Source organism: Bifidobacterium castoris (assembly GCF_003952025.1).
Taxonomy (GTDB): Bacteria; Actinomycetota; Actinomycetes; order Actinomycetales; family Bifidobacteriaceae; genus Bifidobacterium; species Bifidobacterium castoris.
This window is the reverse complement of sequence record NZ_QXGI01000002.1, coordinates 132,326-143,767: the sequence shown is the minus strand read 5'-3', so window position 1 is coordinate 143,767 and position 11,442 is coordinate 132,326. Positions and strand designations below refer to the sequence as shown.

The following is an 11,442-nucleotide window of genomic DNA, read 5'->3' as shown; positions in this document are numbered from 1 at the left end:
TTTTGTACTGCGACCTCCACATCGCGGAAGCGCTTCAGCCGTCGTAAGCAGTCGCCAAAGCCCCTCGCGCATCCTCTGCGGACACCAACGGCGCGCGTGTCACGTGTGTCGTTCAGTGGCGATTTCAGTTCGCTGCGTGCCCACCGAACATCTTCCGGCGCATTCCCCACCCGTCCCGACCGCCACCGCCGCGTCCCGCACCCGCAACGATCGGAGATACATAAATATATTGACTTATCGCAACGTGCGCGCACAATACGAAGCATGGCTGCTATCCACAAGAAGGACATCCCCGCCGGCATGGACGCCTACGACGCATGGTGCGACGCCGCGCATGCGCTCGTCGGCGTCGAAACGGCGACCGACATCGCCCCCGCGCTGCCGCGCCCGACGATGGCGCTCGCCGTCCGGTATTCGCTGCACATGCTCGAGCTGAAGGCGCCGGGACCCGGCGTCGAGGTGCGCGTCGCGCCATGGGGCGCCGTGAAGATCCTTGACGGCCCCGCCTCGGATCCGCACAATCTCACACCGCCGGACGTCATCGAGCTCGAGCCGGCGGTCTGGCTGCGTGTCGCCAGCGGCATCACCAGCTGGGACGAGGAGCGCGAGGCCGGCCACATCAGCGCGGTCGGCGAGCGCGACGACCTTTCGGCGATACTTCCGCTCGGATAGCCCGTACGAACGCCGCATCCGCGACCGCCGCTCCACCAAAAACCGTATGCAAAAACCGTGTGCGTGTGCGCGAACACCGCGGTTCACGCACACGCACACGGTTCGGATTGCGTTGCGATTCAGCCGACCGATGGACTCTTACCGCTATCGTTCGGAGTCCGCACGATCGGCATGCTTGAAGGCGCCCGGCACTGGCATCGGAATCGGCTTGTGCGGCTTGGGCGCTGGCGTCACCGGCATCTCTCCGCTTGTGGCCTTCGCGGCGGCCTCGGCCGCCCACTGCGCATAGTCATCAAGATCGTCCTCGGATGCAGCGGACACGACGGTCTCCTCATCCTCGAACTCGTCAACATCCGCGTCTTGGGCGTACTTCGCCTCCACATCGGCAAACGGATCGAATGAACCGGATCCTGGTTCCTGCGCTCCCAGCTCCTTCGCAAGCTCGTCATAATCCGTGTCAGTGGTCAGGTACTTGAGCTTCCTAGCTATCTTCTGCTGCTTGGCTTTTTGACGTCCGCGGCCCATCTGACCCCCTGGATTAACTGTTTGCTATCAATTCATCACATAAGAGAGTACCACCTCCGTGGCCCTCTTTTGTTGTCTGCTCAGATTTCTACGATGAAAACCACCGAAAACCAACGATTCGAACGGCACAAGGATTACGTATGGCTGAAGAACAAGAGGCGCGCCTGACCGCGGCCGGCAACGAAATGAGCGCAAGTTTCCTCGCTGCGAGAAAGCGTTCCGAAGAGACGCTCAGGAAGCTCGAGGAGAATCCGGGCAAGTTCACGATGCTCACCGGCGACCGTCCGACCGGCCGCCTCCACCTTGGCCATTTCTTCGGCTCGATCAAGGAACGCGTCGCGATGCAGAACCGCGGCGTCAACACGAACATCATCATCGCCGACTATCAGGTGATCACCGACCGCGACACAACCGAGCACATCGACGACAACGTCCTCAACCTCGTCCTCGACTACATGGCCGCCGGCATCGACCCGGAGAAGACGATGATCTTCACGCATTCGGCGATCCCGGCCGAGAACCAGCTGATGCTGCCGTTCCTGTCCCTCGTCACCGAGGCCGAGCTGCACCGCAACCCCACCGTGAAGTCGGAGATGGAATCCTCCGGCCACGCGCTCACCGGCCTGCTGCTCACCTACCCGGTGCATCAGGCCTGCGACATCCTGTTCTGCAAGGCGAACGTCGTGCCGATCGGCAAGGACAACCTGCCGCACGTCGAGATCACGCGCACGATCGCGCGCCGATTCAACGAACGCTACGCGAAGAAGCACCCGATCTTCCCGGAGCCGGCCGCGATCCTGTCGGACGCCCCGGAGATCCCGGGACTCGACGGCCGCAAGATGAGCAAATCCTACGGCAACTCGATCATGCTCGGCGCGACCGCCGAGGAGACGGCGAAGCTCATCAAGAAGAGCCCGACCGATTCCGAACGCATGATCACCTTCGACCCGGAGCACCGCCCGCAGGTCGCGGCGCTGCTGACGACCGCCGGCCTCGTCACCGGCCGCGACCCGCAGGAGATCGCCGAGGAGATCGGCAACGCCGGCGCCGGCGCGCTCAAGCAGTACGTGACCGAATCGGTCAACGGGTTCCTCGCGCCGCACCGCGAACGCCGCGCAAAGCTCGCTCAGGACATGGACACGATCCGCGACATCCTGCATGAGGGCAACCGCCGCGCGAACGCGATCGCCAACGAGACGCTCGACGAGGTCCGCGAGGCGATGGGCATGCGCTACGACCGCTGACGCGGTCGCGCGCAGGCAGGACGCACATCGGGAAAACGCTGCGGGGCGGCGCTTGGATTTCCAAGCGCCGCCCCGCAGCCATATGGACGACGTCCACCGTCACACGTCGTACCGCCATGATTTGTCGGTGATGACGCGCGCCATCGCCAAGCCGATCGGCAGGCAGATGATGACCATGAACGCGCGGAACGCCCAGTCGAGCGCGAGCAGCGTCTCGAACTGCCCCAGATGGAACATCGCCTGATACATATACATGCCCGGCACCATGATGACGATCGACGGCACCGTCAGACAGATGCGCGGATAGCCCAGATGCGGCGGCAGCAGGCGGTGACGCACCGCCGAACGCCACGCCGAGGCGAGCAGGCCGGCGAGCATCGCGCCGAGGAACGCGCCCGCCTCCGGGGGCAATCCGCAATCGACGAATTCAAGACGCAGCGTGTCGGTGATCGTGCCGATCGTCGCTGCCACGAGGCACATGCGCTGCGGCGAGTTGAACATCATCGAGAAACCCCATACACCGATGAACGCGAACAGCGCGCGCAGGCAGCCGTTCACCCACGGGTCGAGATGCGAGAATTCGAATCCCTGCGGATTGAGCTGCACGAGCGACGCGACCATCCATCCGGCGAGCGTCGCCATCAGGATGATGCACATGACGTACATCACGCGTTGCACGCCGGACGGAAAATCGATCTTCGCCATGTCGAGGCCGCCGGTGATGAGCGGGAATCCCGGGATGACGAACAGCATCGCGCCGATGTACGCCGTGTCGTGCTGCAACGCCACCGGATTGAACAGGCCGATTAGACGCAAGGTGCCGACGCACGCGAAGGCCGCCACGGCCACGCAGACGAAGGTCACGAAGAACTGGTTGAGATGATGCGCGAACAGCCGTCGCCGCAGCCATTGGCCAAGCCCGGCGCCGACGAACGCGCCGATCATGTCGTACGGCGCGCCGCCGAGCAGGAACACGAAGGACGCGCACGCGCAGGCGGACGCGAGTCCCGATAGCGCCGGCGAATACAGCGGCTTGCGGCGTTCGATCATATCGAGCCGCCGATGCACGTCGCGCACCGTGATCTCATGCGTCTTGCGTGCGGCGGAACCGTCACCGACATGGTCGAAATGCTTGGCGTAGCCGTTCTTCGGCGGATGCTGCGAACGTTCACGCCAAGCGCGCGTGCGCTCGCCGGCGGCCGCGCGCAACCGCGTCCGCGGCGTACGCGGCATCGCCAGCTGTTCGGCGCTGCCACGCGCACCGTCGCCATGGCCGTCGGCCTTGACGAGCGCGTCGATGACGGTTTCGCCGACTTCCGGCGCCGCGCCGTCCTCCGACCGCATCGCGGCATCGCCCGTCGTGGCCGCCGCGACGTCGGCGGCGTTGCCGGCGAGCGCGGCCTCGTGGTCCTCGACCGCCGCGTCGGAGGCGGCGGCGCGTTCGGCCACGCGTGTCTGATGCCGCTCCTCACGCAGCCGTTTCGCCATATCCGCGGAGACCTGCGAAGCGTCCCGCATGTCGAGATGCTGCATGAGACCGTCGGAGACCTTCGTCTCGCGGTGGTACATCGAACCGGTGCCGAGATTGACGCTGAACCAGTCGGCGAAATGTTCGAGGAGCCAGATGCGTTCGGTGTTGACACCCGTTGTCGGCAGATTGACGACTTCGGTGATGCGTCCGGACCCGTCGGTGCATGCGGCTTCGATGTCGGTGAGATTGACGTCGGCGCGCACGTGCACGCCGAGTGGGTAGGCGATGCGGTGCATCATCTCGCGCACGCGGAAACTGCCGGTTCCGGCGCCGAGGTCGAGCATGCCGACGCGCACGATGACGCTCGCCTTCGCGGCGATGCCGGCGTCCTGGATCGGCTTGTCCCAGTCGCGCTCGATGTCCTCCATGTCCAGCGGAATCGAATGGGAATGGTATTTCCCGGCGGCCGTGGCGCCGCTCGTAGGCGGGCCGCCATGGTGGTGAGGATGGTCGGCGTTGGCTCCCCGGAAGCGATCGTGGAGGCCTGCACCTCTCCCCTGCGTCTGCTCATTGCTCATGGCTTCCATTAACGTGCGGGCGCTGGACGTGGGCCGCCGTGCACGCCTGTGCGCCGCCCACCGTGCGCGCCGCCCAAACGACCCGGAAACCTGCGCGGCCAAAAGCCGCCGAAACCATGAAATCTGCCGGTCGTGGCCGTCCATGTCCCTCTATGTACCGCGCGCGCGAGACCGTGTACGGCAGCCGTCTCATATCATGGCCCTTTCGGCCCCCAAACGGCCGCACTGTCGATTCCCCGCGCCTACAATGGGCGTGCAACCGAAGAGAACTTAAGGCTGTGGGCTCGCAACGTCCGATCAACACAACCGCGGAGGAGCCGCGGATGAGCGGAAGACCGAGCAACCTGATGTTCTTAGAAGGAGGTCAATGTGACTGATAACGAACAGATCACGCCTGCGGATGCGGCCATCGTCACGTCCGGTCTGGGGACCAAGGCCCCCGAGGAGCGTGAGCTTCCCCCCACACTGCACGAAGACATGGATCTGTGTCTCGAGATTCTGCGTGGAGTGCTTTCCGAATACGACGAATCGCTGCTCAACACCTTCGACACCGTGCGCCAGTACGCCGTCGACGCGAGCGCGGAACGTTTCTCGGGCGTGCTCACCGACACCCATCCCGAGCGCGACGACCTTGAAATGGCCGTCAAGACGATCGACGCGATGAACCTGCACGACGCGCAGCTGCTCGCGCGCGCGTTCACCACGTACTTCCATCTCGCGAACCTGTGCGAGGAGAACTACCGCGTCTCCGTGCTGCATGACCGCGAGGCGAAGGTGGATGATTCCCAGGCGATCGACCCGGTCAACGAGATGACGAAGGCCTACCACCAGCTCATCGCCGAGATGGGTCCGGCCAAGGCGAAGGAGCTGCTCGACCGTCTCGAGTTCCATCCGGTCTTCACCGCGCATCCGACCGAGGCGCGGCGCAAGGCCGTGGAAGGCAAGATCCGCCGCATCTCCGACCAGCTCGCCGCATACCGCATGCTGGGCGGATCGGACAAGAAGGAATGCTACCGCCGTCTCTACAACGAGATCGACGCGCTATTCCGCACGTCCCCGATTGCGCTCAAGAAGCCGACGCCGGTCGAGGAAGCCGACACGATCCTCGACATCTTCGACAACACGCTGTTCGACACGATCCCGATGGTCTACCGTCGCTTCGACGACTGGGTGCTCGGCGACAAGGCCGGCACCGTCGAACCGGCGTGCCCCGCGTTCTTCCATCCGGGCAGCTGGATCGGTTCCGACCGCGACGGCAACCCGAACGTCACCGCGAAGGTGAGCCGTCAGGTGGCGCGCAAGTTCTCCGACCATGTGCTCGCAGCCCTCGAAGAGGCGACTCGCAACGTCGGCCGGAACCTGACGGTGGAAGCGGAGACGACGCCGCCGAGCGACGAGCTGCATACGCTGTGGAACCAGCAGAGGGAGATCAGTGAGCGGCTCACGAGCAAGGCGTCGCTCATCTCGACGAAGGAGCTGCACCGCGCCGTCATGCTCGTCCTGGCCGACCGTCTGCACTACACGATCAAGCGCGACGCCGACCTGATGTACCACAGCGCCGACGACTTCCTCGCCGACCTGCGCGTCGTGCAGCGCTCGCTCGCCGAAGCCGGCGACAAGCGCGCTGCCTACGGCCCGCTGCAGGATCTCATCTGGCAGACGGAGACCTTCGGCTTCCACATGGTCGAGATGGAGTTCCGCCAGCATTCGGTCGTGCACGCCCGCGCACTCGACGACATCCGCGAGCATGGCCTGCATGGCGAACGCGGCGAACTGCAGCCGATGACGGTCGAGGTGCTCGACACCTTCCGCGCGCTCGGCGCGATCCAGAAGCGCAACGGCATCAAGGCCGCGCGCCGCTACATCATCTCGTTCACGAAGAGCGCGAAGAACGTGCGCGACGTCTACGAGCTCAACCGTCTCGCGTTCTCGAATCCGGACGATGCGCCGGTCATCGACGTCATCCCGCTGTTCGAGCAGCTTGAGGATCTCGAGAACTCGGTGAGCGTGCTCGACGAAATGATCAAGATCCCCGAGGTGCAGGCACGGCTCAAGCAGACCGGCCGCAAGCTCGAGGTCATGCTCGGCTACTCCGATTCGTCGAAGGACGCCGGTCCGACCTCCGCGACGCTCGCGCTGCATTCCGCGCAGGAGCGGATCGCCACGTGGGCCGAGGCGAACGACATCGACCTGACGCTGTTCCATGGCCGCGGCGGCGCCGTCGGCCGCGGCGGCGGCCCGGCGAACCGCGCCGTGCTCGCGCAGCCGAAGGGCTCCGTCAAGTGTCGCTTCAAGCTCACCGAGCAGGGCGAGGTCATCTTCGCCCGCTACGGCAACCCGGTACTCGCGATCCGCCACGTCGAATCCGTGGCCGCCGCGACGCTGCTGCAGTCCGCTCCGAGCGTCGAGAAGACGAACACTGAGATGACCGATGCGTTCGCGCCAATGGCGAAGAAGCTCGACGAGGTCTCCCACGCGACGTATCTCGACCTGCTCAACACGCCGGACTTCGCGCCATGGTTCTCCACGGTCACGCCGCTGACCGAAATCGGCCTGATGCCGATCGGCTCGCGTCCGGCGAAGCGCGGTCTGGGCGCGAAGTCGCTCGACGATCTGCGTACGATCCCATGGATCTTCTCGTGGGCGCAGGCGCGCATCAACCTCGCCGCATGGTACGGTCTGGGCTCCGCGTGCGAGGCCTTCGGCGACCTCGAGACGATGCGCAAGGCGTATCAGGAGTGGCCGCTGTTCTCGACGTTCATCGACAACATCGAGATGTCGCTCGCGAAGACCGACGAACGCATCGCGAAGATGTACCTCGCGCTCGGCGACCGCGACGATCTGCGCGACAAGGTCCTGCACGAGATGGAGCTGACGCGCCGTTGGGTGCTGCGCATCGTCGGCGACGAATGGCCGCTGCAGCACCGCCATGTGCTCGGCCAGGCGATCCGCATCCGCTCCCCGTACGTGGACGCGCTGTCGGTCACCCAGGTGCTCGCGCTGCGTTCGCTGCGTAAGAAGGTGGACAAGGAGGAGCTCTCGAAGAGCCAGCAGGCGGGCTTCATCTACCTGATCCTGTGCACCGTTTCGGGAGTCGCCGCCGGCCTGCAGAACACCGGCTGATACCAAGGATCCGACCTCTTCAATGAGTGGGGGCCGTGACGCGGGAAATCATCCCGCGTCACGGCCCCCACTCATTACCGTCATTGCGCCGGCACATGGCTGACGGCGCTCCGCGGGAATCATGCCACTGCGGGGCATCGCACCACGAAATAGCTCAAATCTCAGGCATCCCCTCTAGATTCACTCCATCGCCGGAGCAACGGAACATCAGCGGACGCCGCTTCGTATACTCGACAAGTCCGGCCTCTTCAAGCTCTTTGACCACTTTGCGCGCGCTCTGCTTCGACAGACCAAGATGCCGGGCGGCCTCATCGAGCGTCATCGACCGCCAGCCGCCGAACTCCTGCTCTTGCATAAGCGCGAACAGCACCTCGCCCGCATGGGAGGAAAGCGCGTGCATATCCGTCAGCTGGTCGCATCGACGCCTAAGCCCTTTCACGCCGTTCATCAACTGCGTCAGATATTCGACGAGGTCATGCTGCGACTCCATGATCAAATCGAGCAGCGTCATCACGAAGAAGGTCAACTCGCCATGGTTCAGCGCATCCTCCACCTGCGTGAACGCCCTGTAATACTGCGGCCTGTTGTGTGCGATGACACGGGACAGCGAAAGGATCGTGGGGGTCGCAAGCGCGGATCGCAGATTGAGCGCGAACAGGAATCGGCCGGTACGGCCGTTGCCGTCGTAGAACGGGTGCGTGTATTCGAAGAGGAAATGCGCGGCGGCCGCAGCCAGCAGCGTCGGCATCGTTTCGGAACGCATGAGTCCCAGCATCTGCTCCAACAGCGTCTCAATCCGCTCCTGCGAATGCGCGCCCGTGTGGACGACACGGGCGCCGTTGCCGATGATCTGCCCACCTTTGGCACGGAACAATCGCCCGTCGGGCACATCCTCGGCTGCGATTTCCTCGCCGACGACATCGTCGTAGATGCGCCGCAGATCCTTCAACGAATGCGGCAGCTCAACCTGATCGTCGGTCAACCCAAGATAGAGTTTGGCGAACTCGCTGAATCGAAGGGTCCGATACGGGTCGCGGCGGGGACTCTTGGCCGCCGTCACTGCATCGTCCTCTCGCTCCTGCGCGGCGGCCACCGCGAGTTCCACCTCCCTGCGGGTGCTGTGTACCCCTTCGATCTCGTTCGTCGAGAGGATCTCGTCGCCAATCGCCCGGTCGATGTAGTTCCGTTTCATGATCTGCGGAAGCCGGTCCCACAGCAGCGCCACTTTGCGGTCCTGAACGAGCACGTCGTTGATTCTGACGGTTAGCTCGCGCGGCATCGCGACGAACAGCTCGCCCAGCCTGGTGGTGATGCCGGTGCGGAAGGTCGAATCGGATTCCAGCCGCTCACGCGCGGCATGCTCAAGTTTGGTCTTCGCCTCCGCGCTCGCATCCATATGGAACAGCGTGGAAAGCCGCCGGTACGTATCACCCATGCCGCATCCTCCGGTCTCGATATTGATACTGATGAGCATAATCAGAAGACTGCACTATCGAATTGACGTCGTAAATGATAGAAAGTATCAATTAGAGCGCGCATCTCGGCACGCAACAGGCCGTAAATGATAGAAAGTATCATTTGCGCAGACGACGGATGCTGGCGCGGAGACCATCCAAAACGCACATCATCACCGTTACACCGGCAGCGGAAGTTCCGCACGCGCGCTGACCGGCGCGTTTACGATGTCACCTGAACGATTGCACGGCGCGCATCATATCAGGCGCGCACAACAGGAAGGATGAGACATGGCGGAAACGACCGAAGACATGACCCGCACCGGCGAAGCGCTGTATCAGTGGTATCAGGTGCTGTTCGAGAACAAGCCGATCGCCGATTTCCAGGATAATCTCGACGCGCTGCACGGACTGTCCGAGATGAAGGACACCGACAACAACCGCGACGAGCTCATCGTCGCCGCATCGCGCATCGGGCTGCCCGAAGTCACCGTGAACGTGCTCAATGAATGGGTGAACGCCGACCGCGTGAAGTCGGATCACTTCCCGGCAGACAAGGGCTTCTTCTCCAAGGACACCCGCGATCTGATGACCACCGACCTCAACGTCTTCGAAGCGGAAAACTGACCGCCACCGACACACGTCACACCCTCACCGATCCGGCTTCATGCGTTGGCACACCGCTCGCGCAACGATGCACGCCGACCATCCGAAGGCACAGACACGCACCCTGTGGGCAATTCACACGCGCTGGAAGACGCTCATCTGGCCTACTTCGCGATTCGCCCATGCATAATACGGCACGAGTGTGAGCCCGGTGGGGGTGCTCTCGCGCGGACCCGTCATCCGCTCATACAGCGGCGCATGCGTGGAATCCTCGTCCTCGCGGTCGGCCGGCACGCTCACGGTGTTGACGCCGCCGAGCAAATCGTCGTCGAAACGCAGCTGCGCGCGCTGCAATGCATCGTCCAAATGCATCCTGTAGCCCCACAGGTTCCCCGGGTTGTCGGCCTGCTCGGCGCAGAACACGATCGGCCCCGCGGTGAACGCCACACGTCCCGCATCGGCGCTCACATGCGAGTTCGCGCGCATCACATGCACCGAATAATCGAAGTCGAGCTCAATTCGATGCCGTGTTCCACGTGCAACATTCACCGCGAAGAACCCGTCTACCACGGCCACCTTTCGCTTGGTGCCGTCAATGGACACCTGCCAATCGTCACGCGACCACTCCGGTACACGCACAAGCAGATCCACCGACTCCAACCCGGTATCCTCGGGCATCGACGCCTCCAGCGTCACACAGCCGTTCCATGGGAATCCCGACTCCTCATGTACACGCAGGCCGGAGTCGAAGCGCGCCTCGTTCGACACGAACTGATGCGCCAACACCGTGCGTCCATCGTCCTTCTCCGTGTACACATATTGGTCCATCGACGCGATGAGCCGCGCGATGTTCGCCGGGCAGCACGCGCAGCCCCCATCGTTCATGCGTAGGTGAAGGTCATCGGATCATGGCCGGCGCGCGTCGGGCCGTCGAGCGCGTCGATCTGCGCATGCTCCTGCGGCGTCAGCGCGAAACCAAACAGATCGAGGTTCTCACGCTGGCGTTCGGCATGCACGGACTTGGGAATGATGATCGTGCCGTTCTCGATATGCCAACGCAAGATAACCTGCGCGGGGCTCACCCCATGTGCGGCGGCGATATGCTCGACGACGCCGTTCGCCAGATCGGCGCCGCGCGCCATCGGCGAATACGCCTCCACTGCGATGTCGTGCGCACGGCAATAGTCCACGACATCACGCTGCTGCCATGTGGGGTGCAGTTCAATCTGGTTGACGGTCGGGTACTCCCCCGTTTCATCGAACAGCCGGTCGAGATGCTCGGGCATGAAATTGCAGACGCCGAGTGTGCGCACACGGCCATCTTCGCGCAGTTCGCGCAGCGCCTTCCACGTCTCGCCGCTGCGCCAATCGAAGGGCGTGGGCCAGTGGATCATATACATGTCCACGTAGTCAAGCTGCAGCAGTTCAAGCGAGCGGTCGAAGGCGCGCATCGCGGAATCGCACCCCTGCTCGGAATCACGCAGTTTCGTGGTCATCCACAACGATGCACGCTTCTCGCCCGTGTTGTAGCCGGTCGCGGCGAGCGCGCGGCCCACGCCCTCCTCGTTGTTGTAGCCGGCGGCGCCGTCGATGTGCCGATAGCCGGCTTCAAGCGCCGATTCGACGACCGGAGCGACGCCTTCGTCATCGATGCGCAGCACACCCAGTCCGATTTGAGGAATCCTCGTGCCGTCGTGCAGCGTGACGAGGGGGATGTGCGAGGTCTGATCAGCGAGCGTGCTCATAAGTGCGCCTTTCTGTATATCTAC

The 11,442-nt window shown here is 63.7% G+C and carries 9 protein-coding genes; 4 read left to right on the top strand and 5 right to left on the bottom strand.

What is annotated here, in order from left to right:
- The first annotated feature begins 264 nt into the window (after nucleotides 1-264).
- Complete coding sequence (locus D2E22_RS02825) at nucleotides 265-672, top strand: sterol carrier family protein (protein WP_126031621.1); 408 nt, start codon at nucleotides 265-267, stop codon at nucleotides 670-672.
- Nucleotides 673-816: 144 nt separating this feature from the next.
- On the opposite strand, the gene D2E22_RS02820 is transcribed toward D2E22_RS02825, so the two are convergent.
- Nucleotides 817-1,197 carry a DUF3073 domain-containing protein gene (locus D2E22_RS02820; RefSeq protein WP_126031620.1) on the bottom strand — a complete coding sequence of 127 codons (381 nt, stop codon included), beginning with the start codon at nucleotides 1,195-1,197 and terminating at the stop codon, nucleotides 817-819.
- A 140-nt stretch (nucleotides 1,198-1,337) separates the two neighbouring features.
- Here D2E22_RS02820 and trpS point away from each other — a divergent pair, with 140 nt between their 5' ends.
- Nucleotides 1,338-2,441 (top strand): tryptophan--tRNA ligase, encoded by a 1,104-nt coding sequence (gene trpS, locus D2E22_RS02815; protein ID WP_126031619.1) that lies wholly within the window; start codon nucleotides 1,338-1,340, stop codon nucleotides 2,439-2,441.
- A 99-nt stretch (nucleotides 2,442-2,540) separates the two neighbouring features.
- Here the strand turns inward: trpS and D2E22_RS02810 are convergent, their stop codons facing one another.
- Nucleotides 2,541-4,340, bottom strand: a complete 1,800-nt coding sequence (locus tag D2E22_RS02810; protein WP_126031843.1) for a threonine/serine exporter family protein — start codon at nucleotides 4,338-4,340, stop codon at nucleotides 2,541-2,543.
- Nucleotides 4,341-4,859: 519 nt separating this feature from the next.
- On the opposite strand from D2E22_RS02810, the gene D2E22_RS02805 reads away from it, so the two are divergent.
- A complete protein-coding gene (locus tag D2E22_RS02805) occupies nucleotides 4,860-7,613 on the top strand; it encodes a phosphoenolpyruvate carboxylase (RefSeq protein ID WP_126031618.1) in 2,754 nt (917 codons plus the stop codon).
- Between the two features lie 154 nt (nucleotides 7,614-7,767).
- Here D2E22_RS02805 and D2E22_RS02800 read toward each other — a convergent pair whose 3' ends face one another.
- Nucleotides 7,768-9,087, bottom strand: a complete 1,320-nt coding sequence (locus tag D2E22_RS02800) for a Fic family protein (protein WP_241218140.1) — start codon at nucleotides 9,085-9,087, stop codon at nucleotides 7,768-7,770.
- A gap of 271 nt (nucleotides 9,088-9,358) precedes the next feature.
- Between D2E22_RS02800 and D2E22_RS02795 the strand changes: the two genes are divergently transcribed.
- A complete protein-coding gene (locus tag D2E22_RS02795; protein WP_126031616.1) occupies nucleotides 9,359-9,694 on the top strand; it encodes a hypothetical protein in 336 nt (111 codons plus the stop codon).
- 114 nt (nucleotides 9,695-9,808) lie between these two features.
- Here the strand turns inward: D2E22_RS02795 and D2E22_RS02790 are convergent, their stop codons facing one another.
- Both D2E22_RS02790 and D2E22_RS02785 read right to left on the bottom strand, forming a co-directional pair.
- The gene (locus D2E22_RS02790; RefSeq protein WP_126031615.1) at nucleotides 9,809-10,558 is read right to left on the bottom strand and encodes a glycoside hydrolase family 127 protein; all 750 of its coding nucleotides are present in this window, start codon (nucleotides 10,556-10,558) and stop codon (nucleotides 9,809-9,811) included.
- A complete protein-coding gene (locus D2E22_RS02785) occupies nucleotides 10,555-11,418 on the bottom strand; it encodes an aldo/keto reductase (RefSeq protein ID WP_126031614.1) in 864 nt (287 codons plus the stop codon). Before D2E22_RS02785 ends, D2E22_RS02790 begins: the two co-directional genes overlap by 4 nt.
- Nucleotides 11,419-11,442: the final 24 nt, after the last annotated feature.